This window comes from Pseudarthrobacter sp. TAF60_1 (assembly GCF_052113505.1).
Taxonomy (GTDB): Bacteria; Actinomycetota; Actinomycetes; order Actinomycetales; family Micrococcaceae; genus Arthrobacter.
Genome location: NZ_JBFRDI010000009.1, coordinates 1 through 18,608 on the forward strand (window position 1 = coordinate 1; position 18,608 = coordinate 18,608).

General features: G+C 65.7%; 19 protein-coding genes. 3 read left to right on the top strand and 16 right to left on the bottom strand.

Annotation, left to right across the window (positions count from 1 at the left end; genetic code table 11):
- Positions 1 to 48: 48 nt before the first annotated feature.
- The 8 genes from AB4Y73_RS11745 to AB4Y73_RS11780 all read right to left on the bottom strand — a co-directional run bounded on the left by AB4Y73_RS11745 (position 49) and on the right by AB4Y73_RS11780 (position 6,319).
- Complete coding sequence (locus AB4Y73_RS11745; protein WP_441871724.1) at positions 49 to 1,353, bottom strand: MFS transporter; 1,305 nt, start codon at positions 1,351 to 1,353, stop codon at positions 49 to 51.
- 57 nt (positions 1,354 to 1,410) lie between these two features.
- Entirely contained in the window at positions 1,411 to 2,307 is an 897-nt protein-coding gene (locus tag AB4Y73_RS11750) for an SseB family protein (RefSeq protein WP_441871726.1), read from the bottom strand.
- A 9-nt stretch (positions 2,308 to 2,316) separates the two neighbouring features.
- The gene (gene priA / locus AB4Y73_RS11755) at positions 2,317 to 3,063 is read right to left on the bottom strand and encodes a bifunctional 1-(5-phosphoribosyl)-5-((5-phosphoribosylamino)methylideneamino)imidazole-4-carboxamide isomerase/phosphoribosylanthranilate isomerase PriA (RefSeq protein WP_441871728.1); all 747 of its coding nucleotides are present in this window, start codon (positions 3,061 to 3,063) and stop codon (positions 2,317 to 2,319) included.
- A gap of 75 nt (positions 3,064 to 3,138) precedes the next feature.
- Positions 3,139 to 3,297, bottom strand: a complete 159-nt coding sequence (locus AB4Y73_RS11760; protein WP_441871730.1) for a hypothetical protein — start codon at positions 3,295 to 3,297, stop codon at positions 3,139 to 3,141.
- On the bottom strand, positions 3,298 to 4,029 hold the full coding sequence (gene hisH, locus AB4Y73_RS11765) for an imidazole glycerol phosphate synthase subunit HisH (RefSeq protein WP_441871731.1): 732 nt from the start codon (positions 4,027 to 4,029) through the stop codon (positions 3,298 to 3,300).
- Entirely contained in the window at positions 4,026 to 4,652 is a 627-nt protein-coding gene (gene hisB, locus AB4Y73_RS11770; protein WP_441871733.1) for an imidazoleglycerol-phosphate dehydratase HisB, read from the bottom strand. The genes hisH and hisB overlap by 4 nt, the downstream gene beginning before the upstream one ends.
- A gap of 60 nt (positions 4,653 to 4,712) precedes the next feature.
- Positions 4,713 to 5,831, bottom strand: coding sequence for a histidinol-phosphate transaminase (locus tag AB4Y73_RS11775; RefSeq protein WP_441871735.1), 1,119 nt, complete (start codon positions 5,829 to 5,831; stop codon positions 4,713 to 4,715).
- An 89-nt stretch (positions 5,832 to 5,920) separates the two neighbouring features.
- On the bottom strand, positions 5,921 to 6,319 hold the full coding sequence (locus AB4Y73_RS11780) for a LysM peptidoglycan-binding domain-containing protein (protein WP_441871737.1): 399 nt from the start codon (positions 6,317 to 6,319) through the stop codon (positions 5,921 to 5,923).
- A gap of 340 nt (positions 6,320 to 6,659) precedes the next feature.
- On the opposite strand from AB4Y73_RS11780, the gene lexA reads away from it, so the two are divergent.
- Entirely contained in the window at positions 6,660 to 7,406 is a 747-nt protein-coding gene (gene lexA / locus AB4Y73_RS11785; protein ID WP_441871739.1) for a transcriptional repressor LexA, read from the top strand.
- A gap of 69 nt (positions 7,407 to 7,475) precedes the next feature.
- Here the strand turns inward: lexA and AB4Y73_RS11790 are convergent, their stop codons facing one another.
- Together AB4Y73_RS11790 and hflX are read right to left on the bottom strand one after the other, a co-directional pair.
- Positions 7,476 to 9,533, bottom strand: coding sequence for an ATP-dependent DNA helicase (locus AB4Y73_RS11790; protein WP_441871741.1), 2,058 nt, complete (start codon positions 9,531 to 9,533; stop codon positions 7,476 to 7,478).
- Positions 9,526 to 11,091 (bottom strand): GTPase HflX, encoded by a 1,566-nt coding sequence (hflX, locus tag AB4Y73_RS11795; RefSeq protein WP_441871743.1) that lies wholly within the window; start codon positions 11,089 to 11,091, stop codon positions 9,526 to 9,528. Before hflX ends, AB4Y73_RS11790 begins: the two co-directional genes overlap by 8 nt.
- A gap of 461 nt (positions 11,092 to 11,552) precedes the next feature.
- Here hflX and AB4Y73_RS11800 point away from each other — a divergent pair, with 461 nt between their 5' ends.
- Positions 11,553 to 12,167 (top strand): class I SAM-dependent methyltransferase, encoded by a 615-nt coding sequence (locus tag AB4Y73_RS11800; protein WP_441871745.1) that lies wholly within the window; start codon positions 11,553 to 11,555, stop codon positions 12,165 to 12,167.
- On the opposite strand, the gene dapF is transcribed toward AB4Y73_RS11800, so the two are convergent.
- The 6 genes from dapF to AB4Y73_RS11830 form a co-directional block, all read right to left on the bottom strand.
- Positions 12,148 to 13,092, bottom strand: coding sequence for a diaminopimelate epimerase (dapF, locus tag AB4Y73_RS11805; protein ID WP_441871747.1), 945 nt, complete (start codon positions 13,090 to 13,092; stop codon positions 12,148 to 12,150). The two genes, AB4Y73_RS11800 and dapF, sit on opposite strands and share 20 nt — an antisense overlap.
- 88 nt (positions 13,093 to 13,180) lie before the next feature.
- Positions 13,181 to 14,077 carry a tRNA (adenosine(37)-N6)-dimethylallyltransferase MiaA gene (miaA, locus tag AB4Y73_RS11810; RefSeq protein ID WP_441871749.1) on the bottom strand — a complete coding sequence of 299 codons (897 nt, stop codon included), beginning with the start codon at positions 14,075 to 14,077 and terminating at the stop codon, positions 13,181 to 13,183.
- Between the two features lie 3 nt (positions 14,078 to 14,080).
- Positions 14,081 to 15,700, bottom strand: a complete 1,620-nt coding sequence (gene miaB / locus AB4Y73_RS11815; protein ID WP_441871751.1) for a tRNA (N6-isopentenyl adenosine(37)-C2)-methylthiotransferase MiaB — start codon at positions 15,698 to 15,700, stop codon at positions 14,081 to 14,083.
- A 42-nt stretch (positions 15,701 to 15,742) separates the two neighbouring features.
- The gene (locus AB4Y73_RS11820; protein WP_441872013.1) at positions 15,743 to 16,333 is read right to left on the bottom strand and encodes a regulatory protein RecX; all 591 of its coding nucleotides are present in this window, start codon (positions 16,331 to 16,333) and stop codon (positions 15,743 to 15,745) included.
- A gap of 107 nt (positions 16,334 to 16,440) precedes the next feature.
- Positions 16,441 to 17,496: a recombinase RecA gene (gene recA / locus AB4Y73_RS11825; protein ID WP_255770455.1), complete on the bottom strand. Its 1,056-nt coding sequence runs from the start codon at positions 17,494 to 17,496 to the stop codon at positions 16,441 to 16,443.
- A gap of 206 nt (positions 17,497 to 17,702) precedes the next feature.
- Positions 17,703 to 17,924, bottom strand: coding sequence for a DUF3046 domain-containing protein (locus tag AB4Y73_RS11830; protein WP_441871753.1), 222 nt, complete (start codon positions 17,922 to 17,924; stop codon positions 17,703 to 17,705).
- A gap of 41 nt (positions 17,925 to 17,965) precedes the next feature.
- Here AB4Y73_RS11830 and AB4Y73_RS11835 point away from each other — a divergent pair, with 41 nt between their 5' ends.
- Positions 17,966 to 18,544, top strand: a complete 579-nt coding sequence (locus AB4Y73_RS11835) for a MarR family winged helix-turn-helix transcriptional regulator (RefSeq protein WP_441871755.1) — start codon at positions 17,966 to 17,968, stop codon at positions 18,542 to 18,544.
- Positions 18,545 to 18,608: the final 64 nt, after the last annotated feature.

Consider the following 18,608-nt stretch of genomic DNA (forward strand, 5'->3'; position numbering starts at 1 on the left):
GGGCGGACCACGGTGGTCCGCCCGCCGCCGTCGTTGGTTCCGGAAGCGTCAGCCGCCCACCCGGCGGCGCCGCAGCGCCTGGAGCAGCAGCCCCACCAGGCAAAGCAGGACTCCGGCCACGCCCACCGCAACAAACCCCCCGGACGGTCCCGACCCGTCGATGAAGATTCCGGCGAGCGGCGCGCCCAGCGCAACACCGGCGGTCAAGGCCGAGCCGTACCAGCCCATCGCCTCGCCGCGACGGTCCTCGGCCACCAGCTCCGCCACCTTTTCGGAAGCTGCCGAGAGCACGGGTGCGCACATCAGTCCCGGAAGGATCGAAACAAACGCCAGGGTCCAGGTATCGTGCGCGAAGCCCATCGGGATGGTCAGGGCCGCCATGCCGAGGAGCAGGAGGATGGGCGACACCGGCCGGTGCATGGCCCCGTAGACCAGCCCGCCGATCACGGACGCGGCGCACCAAAAGAGGAATACGATGCCGATTTCGCTTTGGTGCCCGCCGGTTTCCAGGGCCGCAACAATTCCGACGTCGGTGCCGCTGAGCACCATTCCAGCTCCAGCCGCAACCGCAAAGACCGCTGCGACGGCGGCAGTGAACCAGGCAAAATTGTGGGCGACCTTGCCCCGCAGGCCGGGCTGCCCGGCGCGGGCGGTTTCCACGCCGGCCGGCACAAGATCGGCCGCCGCCTCCTGGACGTGGACCGGTGCCGTGGACACCACTGCCGCTTCCGCCGCGTGCTGCTGATCCGTCCCGGCGTCCTCGGTCTGAGCAGAGCTGCGCGTGGGCGGATTGAACCACATCAGGAACAGACCTGCCAGGGACGTGGACAAGCCCACCACGGTAAGACCCAGCACGGTGAAGCCGCTGGTGGCGACGACGGCGCCCGCCGCGGGTCCGACCATGAACACCACCTCTGTGGTGATCGAGTCCAGGGCGAAAGCGGTCCGCCGCTGGGTCCCGTCGGCCAGCACGCCCAAGGACTGACGGATGACGCTGAAGATCGGCAGGGTCAGCAGGCCACCGATGAACACCAACGGCAACAGGAGTTCATAACTGACGTGCGGCACCACGGACCAGATGACGGTTTCGGAAATCACTGACGGGATCAGGGCCCTGCGCAGCCCAACCGTGTCAACACGCCGCCCGCGCCATGGCGCTCCCACGGCGATGCCAATGGTCATGATCGCTGCTGCTGCGCCGGCGGCGGCGTAGCCTTTGTCCAGGGTGAGGACAATGTGCAAGGTCAGCAGGACGCCTGCGGCAGAGTGTGGAATGCGGGCAACCATACCCACAAGCAGGAGCCGTCTGATCGGCTCGACGGCGAGCAACTCCCGGTAGAGAGCGAAATTCACGGATAATCCTTTGGGTCTGGCACGGTCAGCCCGAGGGGTCTCCCCGCTGACCGTCAGCTAGTGAACCGCGCGCCGCAACTTAATTTCCATCGAATCGACCCGCTCCCCAAACAATACATTCCGGGACCAGGCAGCTTGGAGTCCGGCGACGAGCTCCTGCACCCCGGCGGCATCAAGGCCGTCCTCGAGGTAGAGCACCACCTGCAGTTCGGGTCCGGCGCCGCCCCCCGGGAGCATGGCACCACCACCGGTCACCGCTGCAACTCCCGAGCCCGGCAGCAGCTCGATGTTACGGACGGCCGGGAAGGCAGCTGCTGCGGCGGCCATTTCGGCTGCCAGCACGGCATCGGTGTAAGAGGGAATCCACTCCTGTTGCTGTGCCAGCGCCCATACGGCGGGCCGACGGACCACGAAGGTAACGTCCGAGCCGGGGTCAAGGACGAGCAGTTCGGCCCCTTCGGCCACGGCTGATAGCGCGGCGCGGGCCGCGTACACGGCCACGGGCCGAGCGTCAGGGTGCCAGGCGGCGAGGTTGCCCGCGGACGTGAACACAGGCATGGCTGTCCGGCCGTCTGCGGCCTTGAGGGTGACCAGCGCCATGTCGGCCTGCTTATCTGCCGTCAGCCCGTCCACGCCCTCCGCTTCGGCGCCGAGCTGGGCGATGATGGGGATGAAGACACGGGCAGTGGCGAGCGATGCCACCACGGCCCCTTCGTCACTGCTGCCGCCGACCAGCGCCTTCACGGCGGCGAGGTAACCGGCATCGGCTGTCCCGTCGTCGTCCTCGAAGTTGTGGATCCTGGCGTCGTCCCCGGCCAGGCTCCGGCCTTCCCAGGGCCTCCCCGCCGAGTCGGTCGGGCCACCCGCACCGGCCAGGGCTGCCGCGATGTGTCCGGGGAGGTGGCGCTGGACAGGAGTCCCGCCTGCCGCTCCTGAATTGTGCGTGCTGTCCACGGGAACCGGCTAGCGGCGGCCGGCGACGTCGAGGGCTTCCGGCAGGGTAAAGGCACCCGCGTAGAGCGCCTTACCGACAATTGCGCCCTCCACGCCCAGGGGCACCAGAGACCGGAGCACTTTAAGGTCGTCGAGGCTGGAGATACCGCCCGAGGCCACCACCGGCTTGCCGGTCTTCTCCACCATCTGACGCAGCAGTTCCACGTTGGGCCCCTGCAGGGTGCCGTCCTTGGTGACGTCGGTGACAACGTACCGGGAGCAGCCGGCGTCTTCCAGGCGGCCCAAAACCTCCCAGAGGTCGCCGCCTTCCTTGGTCCAGCCGCGGCCCGCGAGCGTCGTGCCACGGACGTCAAGGCCGACGGCGATCTTGTCGCCGAAGCGTTCGATGGCCTTGCGGGTCCATTCCGGGTTCTCCAGCGCCGCAGTCCCAAGGTTGACGCGGGCCACGCCCAGGTCAAGTGCCGCCTCGAGGGACTCGTCGTCCCGGAGCCCGCCGGAGAGCTCCACCTTGATGTCCAACCGGCCCACGACTTCGCGGAGCAGTTCGGCGTTGGAACCACGGCCGAAGGCAGCGTCGAGGTCCACCAGGTGCACCCACTCGGCACCCTGCTGTTGCCAGTTGAGGGCCGCCTCCAGCGGCGTGCCGTAGCTCGTCTCGCTGCCGGCCTCCCCCTGGACCAGCCGAACGGCCTGGCCGTTTACGACGTCGACGGCGGGCAGCAGTTCAAGAACCGGCAGGTCGGTTGCGGTGGTCATCTCAAATCCTCTTCAATATTCTGATGCTATGGGAGCGAAGTGTGGTGCTACAGAATCCGGTGGTGTGGCGGGCGACTAGTTGCCGGGAAGCGTCAGCAGGTAGGCCGCCAACAGCGACATTCCCGCCAGGACGTAGAAGCTGATCTGCGTCCACAGCGGTTTGCGCTGCTGCCTGAAGGACAATGCTCCGCCCATCAGGAGGCCCGCCAGGCCCATCAGGACGATGGACCACATTTAGGCCGCATCCGTGGTGGCCGGCTTGCGAAGGCCGTCCACCCAGTTGCGCAGCAGCCGTGCCCCGGCATCGCCGGACTTTTCCGGGTGGAACTGGGTGGCGCAGAGCGGTCCGTTCTCCACCGCGGCGACGAAGCGGGCGCCGTGCTCGGACCACGTCACTAGCGGCGCAGTCATCCGGGGCTGGATTACATCGAAGTTCCAGTCCTGGACGCCGTAGGAGTGGACGAAGTAGAACCGCTCGTTCTCAACGCCGGCGAATAGCTTTGAGCCTTCCGGCACCTCCACGGTGTTCCAGCCCATGTGCGGCACAACCTCCGCAGGGAGCAGCTCCACCTTGCCGGGCCACTCCCCCATGCCTTCGGCCTCGGTCCCGTGCTCAACCCCGGCTTCGAACATCACTTGCAGGCCCACGCAGATGGCCAGCACCGGACGCCCGCCGGCCACCCGCCGGCCAATCAGCCGGATGCCGTCCACGGCTTTGAGCTCGCGCATCACCGTTTCAAAGGCACCCACGCCAGGCACCACCAGCCCGTCGGCATTGAGAACATCCTCAGGCTTGGCGCTCAGGATGACCTCTGCACCGGCCCGTTCGAGGGCGCGTACCGCTGAGCGGACGTTGCCTGACCCGTAGTCCAGAACGGTGACCGTGGGTTTGCCTTGGGGCGACACCGGCTTCTTACCCGTAGCGGGATCGATGACAGCGCCATCACGAAGGATCTGGCCGGTCACAAGGCACCCTTCGTGGACGGAATCCCCTCAACCCGGGGGTCGGGTTCGACGGCGGCGCGCAGGGCGCGGGCGAAGGCTTTGAACTGCGCTTCCACGATGTGGTGCGGGTCGCGGCCGGCAATGACGGTCATGTGCAGGCAGATGCCCGCGTGCAGCGTGATGGCCTCGAAAACGTGACGGGTCAGCGATCCGGTGAAGTGGCCGCCAATCAGGTGATACTCCTGCCCGGCAGGCTCACCGCCGTGGACGAGGTACGGGCGCCCCGAGACATCCACGACGGCGTTCGCAAGGGCCTCGTCGAGGGGCACAGTGGCCTCCCCGAACCTGCGGATGCCGGCCTTGTTGCCCAGCGCGGAGCGCAGGACCTCGCCGAAGGTAATGGCGACGTCTTCCACCGTGTGGTGGACGTCAATGTGGGTGTCACCGGTGGCCTTGACCGTCATGTCAATAAGCGAGTGCTTGCACAGCGCCGTCAGCATGTGGTCGTAGAACGGGACGGACGTGTCGATGTCCGATACGCCTGTTCCGTCGAGGTTGATCTCCACAAGCACTGACGATTCGCTGGTGGCACGCTCCATGCGTGCGGTCCGGGGCTCGGCAGCATTCGATCCGGTGGAACTCATGATTATCTGGTCCTTTAACGCAGGAGTGGTGGGGCGCACTGGAGCGCCGGTACTTCAAGTCTAGGCGGGGAGCTTCGCCTGGCTGGCCAGGATGCCTTCCAGGGAGGTCAGGAAGGCTGTGGTTTCACTCTCAGTTCCGGCCGTGACCCGCAGGTGGCCGGGGATCCCGACGTCCCGAATCAGGACGCCAGCATCCAGCAATTGCTGCCACACCTCGCGCGGGCTTTCCAGGCCGCCGAAGAAGACATAGTTCGAATCAGAGGCCGCCGGCTTGAGGCCCATCCGGGTCAGTTCAGTGACTATGCGGTCCCGCTGCTCCTTGATGTCCTGGACGTCTGCCATCAGGGCAGTCCGGTGCTGGAGGGCGGCCAGGGCGGTGGCCTGGGTGATCGCGGAGAGGTGGTAAGGCAACCTGACCAGGCGGAGGGCATCCGTCACCTCCGGCGCGGCCGCCATGTAGCCGAGACGCGCCCCCGCAAGGGCAAACGCCTTGCTCATGGTGCGGGAAACGATCAGGCGCTCCCTGCCTGGCAGCAGCGTCAGGGCGCTGGGCGTTCCATCATGCGCGAACTCGTGGTACGCCTCGTCCACAATCACAATGGTCTTGCTGGCCTCGCCGGCCGCGTACACGGCCTCCACCACGTCAAGGCCGAGGCCGGTCCCGGTGGGGTTGTTGGGCGAGCAGAGGAAGACTATGTTCGGCTGCAGCTCCTTGACCTGCAATGCGGCTGATTCCGCGCTCAGGCCGTACCCTTCAGCGCGCTGACCCACGATGTAGTCGGTGTCGGTGCCGCTGGCCAGCAAGGGGTACATGGAGTACGTGGGCGGGAACCCGAGGGCCTTACGACCTGGCCCGCCAAATGCCTGCAGGATCTGTTGGAGGACCTCGTTGGATCCATTGGCGGCCCAGATGTTCGTGGCATCCAGTCCGTGGCCAAGGTATTCGGCCAGCGCTTCCCGGAGCTCGGTGAACTCACGGTCCGGGTAGCGGTTGAGCCCAACTGCGGCTTCCGTTACAGCTGCTGCGATGGCGGCCTGCACGTCCGCCGGAACGCCATGCGTATTCTCATTGACGTTCAGCAGGATGGGAACATCCAACTGCGGGGCACCGTAGGGGGTAAGTCCGCGAAGGTTGGTCCGGAGGGGAAGTCGGTTCAGACGCTCTAGCTGGTCATTCACCTGAACAGTTTAGTTCCGAAGCAGACCGCCGGAAAATGTGACGGGCGCCGGTGGACGAATCCCGTGCTTCCACCGGCCCCTCCCTGCGGCTAACGGCTGGGAACGAAAAGCTGCTGGCCGGGCACCACCCCACCGCCCGTGAGGTTGTTCAGCTGAACGATGTCCGCAATGACATCCCGGGCGTCGCGCTGGGGTGCTGCTGTGCCCGCAATGGCCCAGAGGGACTGCCCCGGCTGGACCGTCACCGTGATGGTGGGGGTGACGGACAGACCAGCTGCTGAATCCGCCGCCTTTGCCGGAGAGGTCAGAAAACCAACCAGTGAGAGAAGGACCGCAGCAAGGAGCACCAACGGGATGCCGATGAGGACTACCCTGCCCCTGCGGGTGAGCCGGAGCGGCGGCAGGGATTCCTTGCGCTGCTGGGACGTCAGGTGCTCGACGGAAACGAACTGCGGACGGGAATCCTGTGAAGCAGATATAGCTGACATGAGATGAGCCCTCCTGGACCATACTGTGCTGCCCGGCGTGGCCTCCACGTTGCCAATGCGCTAAGGCTCAGGCCTCCGCATGTAGCGGATATTCGAATCCGCCGGCAATGAGTAGAACACATATTCGAACTTTGCTTTCTCAGTTTTAGCACTTATCAACGAACATTGTCGAGACTCGCTAGAACAAATGTTTGAAAAAGCCATGTGGCTGGCCTACGTTTGGATCAAAGATCAGCCACTTGTGTAGTTGATCAGCAGGGTCTGACATTCAAAGCAGCCCGGGCATTCCGGCAACTAACGGCCGGACCGGAACCGGGGCAACCGAAAGGCATTGGCGAACATGGCAGCACCAGCCGCCGAGGGCAAGGCGACTCCGCAGGGCCGCCAGCCCCAGAGGACCCCCAAGGGGCTCACTGCCCGTCAGAAGAAGATCCTTGAAACCATCCAGCGTTCCGTCAATGACAACGGCTACCCGCCCTCCATGCGGGAAATCGGAGACACTGTGGGCCTGGCCAGTCTTTCGAGCGTCACCCACCAGCTCTCCCAGCTGGAAAAGCTGGGCTACCTCCGCCGGGACCCGAAGCGGCCCCGGGCCATGGAAGTTCTGATGCCTCTGACGCTGGACGGCGGAACCGGCAAGAACGGCACCTCGGCAAAGCCGGCAGTCCTGCACAGCGTCGGCGGTGCTGTCACCGAACTGCCCACCGCCATGGACACTGCCATGGTGCCGCTGGTTGGGCGCATCGCGGCGGGTGGACCGATCCTGGCCGACCAGGTGGTGGAGGACGTGATGCCGCTGCCCCGCCAGCTTGTGGGTCAGGGTGAACTCTTTATGCTTCGCGTGGCCGGCGACTCCATGGTGGACGCCGCCATCTGCGACGGCGACTGGGTAGTGGTCCGCCGGCAGGCAGACGCCGCCAATGGGGACATCGTTGCGGCCCTGCTGGACGACGAAGCCACTGTCAAGACGTTCCGCCAGCGCGATGGCCACACATGGCTGTTGCCCCAGAACACCCAGTACGAGCCGATCCTCGGGGATCACGCCACGATCATGGGTAAAGTCGTCTCGGTCCTGCGGTCGCTGTAGAACCGGTCGCTTCAGAACCGCTCGCGGCAGGGTCCGGACGCCCTTATTCCGGGCGCCGCTATCGCGCTCTCAGGCGCCTTTCCCGGCCAGCCTTTCAAGGGCGGCAAATGCTGTCTTGCGGTCCGTAGTGGGCCAGAAGGGCGGAAGCGCAGCGCGAAGGAAACCGGCGTAACGCTCCGTGGCAAGACGTGAATCGAGTACGGCCACCACCCCCTTGTCCCCCGTCGAGCGGATCAGCCGGCCTGCCCCCTGGGCCAGGCGGATGGCCGCGTGCGTAGCTGAGACCGCCATGAAGCCGTTACCGCCTGCCTGCGCCACGGCGCGGGAGCGGGCAGTCATAAGCGGATCATCGGGCCGCGGGAACGGAATGCGGTCAATCACCACCAGCCGGCACGACCCGCCGGGAACATCTACACCCTGCCACAGCGACATGGTGCCGAACAGGCAGGTATCGGATTCGTCGGCGAACTGCTTCACGAGCGCCGTCATGGTGGAGTCCCCCTGGCAAAGAATGCTGAGCCCGAGCCGGGGGCGCATCGCCTCAGCCGCCTCTTCCGCTGCACGGCGGGATGAGAAGAGGCACAATGCACCGCCGCCGGAAGCACGGATCAGTGCCTCCAGTTCGTCCAGCGCCGCCGGTGACGCACCGCGCCCAGGCTTGGGCAGGTGGCCGGCCACATAGAGGATTCCCTGCTTGGGGTAGTCGAACGGCGAGCCGACATCAATGCCGGTCCAACTCGGCGCGCCCTCCCCTACGAGCCCCAGTCCTCCGGCGGCCGGTTCAAACGCTGAGCCGATAGCCAGGGTTGCCGAAGTCAGCACCACGGTGTGGCCGGCGAACAACCCCTCACGCAACTTGCCGGCAACACTGAGCGGCGCGATGTTGATCAGCGGGGGGGCTGTCTCGTCGGGTTGCGAGTAGCCCTGCTGCGGGTCGAAGGAGTTGGCCCGGGAAAACCACACCACTTCGCGGTTCTCGCGGGCCACGATGAGGCGTTCGCACAGTTCAAGGATCAGCATCAGCCGCGAGCGGGCAAGCTGCCGCCCGCCGTCGGCCGTTTGGCTGCCGTCCCCCTTGGAATCTGAAAGGGCAGCCCGGCAGGCCTCCCGCAACTGATCCACGCAGTCCAACTGTTCGTCATTGAGCCCGTTGGGCAGCAGCCCGTTCGGAACCCCGGCCAGGGCGAGTTCGAGGTTGGCGGCGGCCGCATTAAGGGCATCAACAGTGATGGCGGTATGTTTACGGGCGCCCGCCGCCGCCGCGTGGACCATGGCCACGGAAAGCTGACCGGAGACCGCACCCGTGACCCTGTCCTGGAGTTCGTGGGCCTCGTCCACTACCACCACGTCATATTCCGGCAGCACGGCCAGGCCCTCAAAGGCGCTGACTGCCAGCATGGCATGGTTGGTGACCACGACGTCGGCTTCGGCCGCATCGTGGCGTGCCAGTTCGCTGAAGCACTCGGCCGCCATCGGGCACTTCTGCGCGCCCAAGCATTCCATCGACGTCACAGAGACCTGTCGCCAGGCGCGGTCGGTGACGCCGGGAAGGAGCTCGTCACGGTCTCCGGTGGCGGTCTTTTCCGCCCATTCGCGCAGCCGGACCACTTCCTTGCCCAGCTGCGAGGACGGGCCGCCGAGGGCGGCGGCGAAGTGCGGGACGCTGGTGTCTTCGCCGAGGGAAAAGAGTTGGCCCTCGGCGGGTTCCTCGGAGGGGAACCCACCTTCGAGCTTGTGCCGGCACACATAGTTTGAGCGGCCCTTGACCAGGGCCACCTTGACGGGGCGGTCCAGGGCAGGGGTAATGGTTTTCAGCAGCCGGGGAAGGTCCCTGCCCACAATCTGGGTCTGCAGGGCAAGGGTGGCAGTGGAAACGAGGGTGGGCTTGTCGCTCACGAGGGAATGCGCGATGAGCGGGATCAGGTAAGCGAGGGACTTGCCGGTGCCGGTGCCGGCCTGGACCAGGAGATGATCGCCGGTTTCGATGGCCTTCGCCACCTGCCGCGCCATTTCGTGCTGACCGGCCCGGCTTTGGCCGCCCATCCCGGCGACGGCACGGTCGAGCAGTTCAAGGACGAACTGCTCGCCGGCCGTATCGGAAATCTCCCCTGCCACCAGGTCAGTCATTGCTGACGAAGGGTTCCAGTTCAGCCGCCAGGCCCTCCCGGACCATGACCACAACGCGTGTGCCGTGTTCGCCGTGATCCAGGCTGAGGATCTCGGCATCGGTCTCGTGCAGCTTGCTGATGAGGTCGCCACGGTCGTACGGGATCAGCAGCTCAAGTTTGACGCTGGGCCGCGGAATGCCGTCGCTGATGGCCTTGAGGAGTTCGGCAATCCCCTGGCCGGTCCGGGCGGACACCACCACGTGGCGGGGCTCCCGCTGCTTGAGGCGCTCCACCACAAACGGGTCGGCGGCGTCGGCCTTGTTAAGGACGATGATCTCGGGCACGTTGCGGGCGTCCACTTCGCTGAACACCTTGCGGACGGCAGCGATCTGGCCTTCTGGGTCCGGATGCGAAACATCCACCACGTGCAGGATCAGATCGGAGTCAGCCACTTCCTCCAACGTGGAGCGGAACGCTTCCACCAACTGGGTAGGCAGGGACCGGACGAATCCCACGGTATCGGCCAGCGTGTAGCCCAGCCCGTCGGAGGTCTCTGCTTTGCGAACAGTGGGATCCAGGGTGGCGAACAGGGCGTTCTCCACCAGCACACCGGCGTCGGTAAGCCGGTTGAGCAGGGAGGACTTTCCGGCGTTCGTGTACCCTGCGATTGCCACAGACGGCACTGAATTACGACGGCGGTTGGCCCGCTTGGTCTCCCGTGCCGGCTTCATCGCGGCGATCTCCCGCCGCAGCTTGGCCATGCGCGTACGGATCCGGCGGCGGTCCAATTCGATCTTCGTCTCGCCGGGTCCACGCGAACCCATGCCGGCGCCGGCGCCACCCACCTGGCCACCGGCCTGGCGGGACATCGATTCACCCCAGCCACGCAGGCGTGGCAGCAGGTATTCAAGCTGCGCCAGTTCTACCTGGGCCTTGCCTTCACGGCTCTTGGCGTGCTGGGCGAAGATGTCCAGGATCAGGGCCGTGCGGTCAATGACCTTGACCTTGACGATGTCCTCGAGGCTACGGCGCTGGGACGGCGCCAGTTCGGCATCGACCACCACGGTGTCCGCGCCGGTAGCCATGACGATTTCCTTGAGCTCCTGTGCCTTGCCGGAGCCAAGGAATGTGCCCGGGTCCGGCTTGGCACGGCGCTGCACCAACCCGTCCAGGACTTCCGAGCCTGCCGTCTCGGCGAGGGCTGCGAGCTCCCGGAGGGAGTTCTCAGCGTCCGCGAGGGTGCCCTCGGACCAGAGCCCTGCCAGCACCACCCGCTCGAGCCGCAACTGCCGGTATTCGACTTCGGTGACGTCTTCGAGTTCGGTGGAGAGGCCGGCCACGCGGCGCAGGGCCCGGCGTTCGTCGAGGTCCTGCTGGTCGCCGTCGTAGCTTGTGTGTTCGTCTTCCTGGCGGGAAATGGCCTGTGCCCTGCCAAGCACGGCCTTCTCGCCGTCGGTGGCCTTGACGTTCCGGGCCGGGACATCCTTGGCGAGAATCCGGTCGATGACAGCTTGGATTTCCTCGGGACTCATGTCCTGGGCTGCTGGATCGGAACCGGTGTTGGGCTGGCTGGTCATGTTCTCCTTTGAAGGGTGGGCAATTTCAGAATAGTGCCGTTTATTGGTGTCTGGTGAAGTATTCGCGCTGGGCTGACGGCTTGCAGTCATCCTGGCCTCCTGGTCTGCCCTGCGTTCCGTTCAAAGCGGCGTCGCGCAGGGTGGGTGGCATCACTGCTGATGCATGGAGTGATGGAAGTGGCGCAGGCAAGCTCAGAAAAGGGACCGGCGGGGGCTGATCACTCGAGTCTGGCCCTGGGGCAGGACAGGTGCTGACGACCTGCCCTGTGTCGCACAGACGGAAGGCTGATTACCTGCATCGCTGTGGGGCACGGGCTACGGGACGGGCGGCGTGGAATACACGGGCCCGGGCCGGCTACTCGAAGATCAAGGACATGGGTTCAAGATTAGCAGAACCGGGCGCTTTGATTTCGCGTTGCCCGTTTCGCTTTGTCCTGCACGGCCAACTAATCTGGCCAGTTATGGAGTCCGCACACTATTTCAGCGCATCGCCCGCCGGGCCGTTCACCCGCAAGCCCCTCACGGTGGAACTGGCCGGCGCCACGCGCACGCTGCAGACCTCCGCGGGGATCTTCAGCCCCGACGGCATCGACAAGGGAACAGCGGTCCTCCTTGCTGAAGCCCCGGCACCTTCACCCACCGGCAACCTTCTGGACATCGGCTGTGGCTGGGGGCCCATCGCCCTGACCCTCGCCCTGCGGGCTCCCCATGCTCGGGTCTACGCGGTGGACGTCAATGAACGCTGCATCACGCTGACCAACGAAAACGCGGCCCTGCTGGGGCTGGGGAACGTGGTGGCCAGCACCCCTGACGCGGTGGACCCCGGCCTGCGCTTCGATACCATCTGGTCCAATCCGCCTATCCGGATCGGCAAGGACGAACTGCACAGCCTGCTCATGCTGTGGCTCCCCCGGCTGGCCCCCGGCGGCTCAGCGTGGCTGGTGGTGCAGAAGAACCTTGGTTCCGACTCGCTTCAGCGCTGGCTGTCCGCTGAGCTGGATGGCTCGTTCACCGTCTCCAGGGAAAGCACCGCAAAGTCCTTCCGGATCCTCCGGGTCAGGAAAGCGTCCCGCTAGCCACAATCACGGCAGGGCCGCTCAGTTCGACGTGCTCGTGGCCTGCGGCCCCGGCGAAGAACTTGACCCCGACTACCCCGCCCGGCACGTTAACCAGCCAGGAGTCCGGCGCCTCGGCCCCTGCCCAGTGCCTGGTGGCCACCGCTGCGGCGCAGGCGCCGGTGCCGCAGGACTGCGTCTCGCCGACGCCCCGTTCGTGGACACGCATGGTGACGGTGCCGACGCCGTTGTGGACCAGCGGTTCGGCGGGCACTACAAATTCGACGTTGGTGCCGTTAGCGGGCACGGGATCCACCAGCGGGGCGGTGAAAAGCCTGGTGGCTTCCAGCTCGGACAGTTCCGCGAGGGCCACCACAGTGTGTGGATTTCCCATGCTGACGGACAGCGCAGGCCTGGGAACTTCCAGGCCGTCCGCGGTCACGAGGGAATCCACGGCCTTGGCCGTTGCTTCCCCGGGGAAGATGAACGCCCACGGCCCCATGTCCACCGCGTAGCTGTCGCCTGTCCGGACGACCGTCTTGGGACCCCCACGCGTTCCGATGGTAAGCGATCCGCCGTCGGGCAGGTCAACCAGGCCTTCAGCACGCAGGAAGTGCACAAAAACGCGGACACCGTTGCCGCACATCTCCGAGAGGGACCCGTCCCCGTTGCGGTAGTCCATGAACCATTCCGCTTCGGGGCTGGTTTGCAGCAGTTCGCGGCCTTCGGACAAGTAGCGCGACGGAACGGCCCTGATCAGGCCGTCCCCGCCGATGCCGCGGTGCCGGTCGCACAGGACGGCTACCTGCCCGGCGTCGATGGTGTGGACGCCGTCAGGATCGGCGATCAGCACAAAGTCGTTGCCCGTGCCGTGGCCCTTGGAGAAGCGGAGACCGCCCAGCGAACGGTAGGCGGGCTCGGTGGTCTCTGCGGGGGTTGCGTCCATGTTCCTAGGTTACCGGCCTGGCATTATTCGGCTAAAACGGCCGACGGCGGCGGACACTTTGTGGGAATGCGACAAGGTCGCTGCCGCGTCAGTTACATAGCGCAGCGGCCTGGGCAACGAGGTGCGGCGCCTGCCAGTCCAGCCAGCTGATGCGGGGATCCGCACGGAACCAGGTGAGCTGGCGCCGGGCGAATTGCCGGGTGGCCACGATGGTGTCCTCGGTTGCCTCCGCGACGGTTGAGACGCCGTCGAGCACCTTCAGGAACTGGGCATAGCCCAGGGCCCGCTGCGCGGTTTTGCCGCCACGCAGCCCAGCGGCGTCCAGCTGGCGGACTTCCTCCAGCAAGCCTTGGTCCATCATCCGGTGGACCCGCAATGCCAGCCGTTCACGCAGTACGTCGCGGTCCACGGCCAGCCCGATCTGCACAGCAGGCTGGAAATACTCGCGCTGGGGCATGAAGGAACTGAACGGCCTGCCGGTGAGCTGGTGAACCTCGAGGGCCCTGACGATGCGCCGGGCATCGTTGACCCGGCCGGCGGTAACCGGATCCACATCCCGGAGCCGGGTCAAGAGAGCCTCCTGACCGACCTCCGCGAGCTCGGCCTCAAGCTGGCGCCGAAGATCGGGGTCTGTGCCCGGGAACTCCAGCACGTCCAGGGCTGCCCGGACGTAGAGGCCGGATCCGCCAGCCAGGATGGCCCGCTTGCCGCGGGCGTGGATGCCCCTGATGACCTCCCTGGCATGCTGCTGGAAGTCAGAAACGCTGGCTTCCTCGGTGACGTCCAGGGTGTCCAGGAGGTGGTGGGGTACGCCGCGCCGTTCGGCCGGGGTGATCTTGGCGGTACCGATGTCCATGCCCCGGTAGAACTGCATGGCATCGGCATTGATCACCTCACCGTCCAGCTCGAGTGCAAGGCTGACCGCAAGATCGGATTTACCTGAGCCAGTGGGACCGACTACCGCGACGACCGGAGGTTCGGCCACCGGTCAGCGGCTCCGGACCGGCAGCGTAGGCATGCCGAGCGAGACCCCGGTCCGGCCTGCGCCCGCGCCACCTTCCGCGCCACCTGCGGCGCCTGGTGCCGGAGCGCCGCACGAATCGGCCTGCGACCTGTCCCAGGCATCCCCGGCACGCGACCGGCGCAGGCTGTAGTCCTGCAATGCAGGGTCCGCTACCAGGTGGAAGGCGGCGGCTTCCGTCACCGTGACCGTGACCAGGTCACCGGGGCGCGGCGACTCGGCACCTTCGGGAACCGAGAAGTGCACCAGCCGCTGGTCCCGCGACCGGCCGGAGAGCCGGTGGGTCTCTTCAGACTTCCGCCCGGATTGGGCAGTGACCATGACCTCCACACGCCGGCCCAGCTGCTTCGCGTTTTCTTCGGCGGCAATCCGGTCCTGCAAGGCGGTCAGGCGTTCGAAGCGCTCCTGGACTACGGCCTTGGGCAGCTGATCGGGCAGGTCCGCGGCAGGAGTGCCCGGCCGCTTGGAATACTGGAATGTGAAGGCGGTAGCGAAGCGCGATTTCTCCACCACATCGAGGGTGGCCTGGAAGTCCTCCTCCGTCTCACCGGGGAAACCCACGATGATATCGGTGGAAATGGCGGCATGCGGAATTTTTTCACGGACCTTGTCCAGGATGCCCAGGAACTTGGTGGACCGGTAGGAGCGCTTCATGTCTTTCAGGACCTTGTCCGATCCGGACTGCAGCGGCATGTGCAGCTGCGGCATGACGTTGGGAGTCTCGGCCATCGCATCAATGACATCGTCCGTGAATGCGGCCGGGTGGGGGCTGGTGAACCGAACCCTCTCCAGGCCTTCAATTTCCCCGCAGGCGCGCAGCAGCTTCGAGAAGGCCTGCCTGTCGCCGAACTCCACGCCATAGGAGTTGACGTTCTGCCCGAGGAGGGTGACTTCAATCGCCCCATCGTCCACAAGCGCCTGGATTTCGGCCAGGATCTCGCCGGGGCGGCGGTCTTTTTCCTTGCCGCGCAGGGCCGGGACGATACAGAACGTGCAGGTGTTGTTGCAGCCGACAGAGATGGAGACCCATCCGGAGTAGACCGAGTCCCGCTTAGTGGGCAACGTGGAGGGGAAAACATCGAGGGATTCGAGGATCTCCAACTGGGCCTCGTTGTTGTGCCGGGCCCGGTCCAGCAACGCCGGAAGCGCTCCGACATTGTGGGTACCGAACACGGCATCCACCCAAGGGGCCTTCTTCAGGATGGCCTCGCGGTCCTTTTGCGCCAGGCAGCCGCCCACCGCGATCTGCATCCCCGGGTTGGCCGCCTTCACCGGGGCCAGCATGCCCAGGTTGCCGTAGAGCTTGTTGTCCGCATTCTCACGGACCGCGCAGGTGTTGAACACCACAACGTCTGCCTGCTCACCCTGGGCCGCCACGTAACCGGCTGCCTCGAGCATGCCGGCCATCCGCTCCGAATCATGGACGTTCATCTGGCAGCCGAAGGTGCGCACCTGATAGGTGCGCGGCTGCGGCGCGTCTGTAGCGTAAGGCGCGTCTGTGGCGTGCAGTGCGTCTGTAGCCTGCGGTGCGCCAGAGGCTGCGGAGGGGACGGTACCGGATGCGGGGGAAGGAATGGTCAAACTCACCTGTTAAGGGTACCGGCTCCGCGGAGGCGCCGCCCCGGCAGCCTACAGCTCAGGCTCGTAGCCGTCATGGTCGGCTTGGTGGCCACCCAGCCGGGCGTCGATGACCTCCCCTACCACCCTGAATGCCTGGGCGGGCTGGTAGCCCTTCCTGGCCAGCATGGAGGCGAGGCGCCTCGTCATTTTGTCCCGCTCTGCCCTGTCCGACAGGTCCGTGCCGGGCCGCAGCTTGCGTTCCACCAGTACGCGGGCGGCGGCTTCCTCATCCGCGTCGGAGAGTTGCTCCAGAGCGGCAGCGGCGGTGTCGGCGTCGATGCCCTTGTCTGACAACTCGCGGCGGAGCGCCCCCTTGGCCAGCTTCCGCGACTGGGACCGGCTGCGTACCCACATGTCGGCGAAGTCGGCGTCGTCGATCAGGCGGACTTCCTCGAACCGGTCCAGGACCGCTTCGGCGACGTCTTCGGGGACGTTTCGTTCCGCGAGCTTGCGGGCCAGCTGCAGTCGGCTTTTCGCCGAACTGGTCAGCTGGCGCAGCACTATGGCGCGTGCAACGGAGGCGGGGTCAGGCTCTACGTCTTCAATCACGGGCGACGCCGGATCGGGTCCGTCCGGGGCTGGACTGCCGGGCCGGGCCATGCTGCGCCGCCCGCTGGTCCCCTTACGCCGCCCGCGTCCCTCCCCGGTGTCCCACTCACCCATGAATTCGAGGTGCTTTAGAACGCACGGCCCTGTAACCCGTCAATTTAGAAGCCGTCGACGGCTTTCAGCTTGGGCGAATCCTTGGACTCGTCTGCAGCGGGCTTGACACCCACGCCCAGCTTCTCCTTGATCAGGCGCTCCAGTTCAGCGGCCAGTTCCGGGTTGTCGCGCAGGAAACGGCGGGAATTCTCCATGCCCTGGCCCAGCTGGTCGCCGTCGTAGGTGAACCACGAACCGGACTTCTTGATGATGCCGTGCTCAACGCCCATGTCGATGATGCCGCCCTCACGGGAAATGCCCTGGCCGTAGATGATGTCGAACTCGGCGATCTTGAAGGGGGGCGCCATCTTGTTCTTGACGATCTTGGCTTTGGTGCGGTTACCGACAGAGTCGGCACCTTCCTTGAGGGTCTGGATCCGGCGGACGTCGATGCGGATGGAGGCGTAGAACTTCAGGGCCTTACCACCGGTGGTGGTTTCCGGGGAGCCGAAGAACACGCCGATCTTTTCGCGGAGCTGGTTGATGAAGATGGCAGTGGTCTTGGTCTGGCTCAGGCGGCCGGTGATTTTACGCAGCGCCTGGCTCATCAAGCGGGCCTGCAGACCCACGTGGCTGTCACCCATGTCACCCTCGATTTCCGCACGCGGTACCAGTGCGGCGACGGAGTCGATGACGATGACGTCCAGCGAGCCGGAACCGATCAGCATGTCCATGATTTCCAGGGCCTGCTCACCGGTGTCAGGCTGGGAGACCAGGAGTGCGTCGGTGTCGACACCCAGTTTTGCGGCGTATTCCGGGTCCAGGGCGTGCTCGGCATCGATGAACGCGGCGATGCCGCCCTGGCGCTGGGCATTCGCGACGGCGTGCAGGGCCACTGTGGTTTTACCGGAGGACTCCGGGCCATAGATCTCTACGACGCGACCGCGGGGCAGCCCCCCAATTCCCAGGGCGACGTCCAGGGCGATGGAGCCGGTGGGGATGACCTCGATGGGGGCACGGACTTCGTCCCCCAGGCGCATGACCGATCCTTTGCCGAACTGCTTGTCAATCTGGGCCAGCGCTGCTTCCAACGCTTTTTCACGATCCGGGGCTGCCGCCATGGTTCACACCTCTAATGCTTTCTCGCTTTGGAGTGGCCTCAGGGGCCTTTATTGGTCATCTCTGACGCTAATGGCACCCTCCGACATTCAAGCCGGGCGACATCGCGTATGTGGATAACCCACTACAAAAAGCATAGCTTTACCCGAACAGATATTCGAACAGATCCGACGGCGTGTCAGCGGCAGGGAGTTCAGCGGCAAGGAGATTAGTCGCGGGGCTTCACGTCGCGTCCCAGGCGCCGTTCCGGCGGAACGTCCTGCACCTCGCACACGGCCAGCCATACGTCGCGTGGGCTCACCCCGGCGCCCAAGGCCTGGTCTGCGGTGCGTCCCCCGACACCGGCCAGGACCAGGGTGCTGCTCAGGACCCGGGAGTAGCCTGCCCCGAATTCGTCGTCCATAAGCCGCCAATAGTCACTGATCCGCACCAATAGAGTCTCTCATGATCCCGGACCCTAGAATTGTTGCCATGAGCAACCCAGCCGATGGCCGTCCAATGGAAGCACCTGCTGAGGCAGGCGTTCCTGCCACGGGTGCCCGTGGGGACACCCTCGACGAAACGCTCAACACGGTGGAGCACCAGATCAGTCTATTTTGGCGGCGTGCGCGGTCAGTGTCCCAGCAGCTCTCACGCCAGGTCCACCCGGACATGGAGCCGGCGGCCTACGGCCTGCTCGCGGTCATCCGGCGGGAGGGCCCCATCCGTTTAACCGACCTTGCCCAGAACATTGGCGTGGGCAAGCCGTCTGTCAGCCGCCAGATCGCCTTCCTGGAGAGCATCGGGTTGGTCTCCAAGGAGGCCGATCCCCTGGACGGTCGGGCGCAGGCCATCCGCCTTACCGAAAAAGGTGAGGAGAAGATGCACCAGGTCCAGGACGCACGCCGGCGGGACTTCCGTGAGCGCTTGGAGGAATGGCCGGTGGAGGAACTGCAGACGCTCGCCGAATACATGGCCAAGCTCAACTCGATCTTTGACCTGGATGTCCTGGGCAAGGACTCAGCCGCGCGAGGCGGCGCGGCGCGCCGGGAGGGCAACACCACCAGGTAGCCGCAGACGACGAAGCCTCGGGCCGCTGGCCGGAGGCTTCGTCATGAGCGGGTAAAACCTCTGC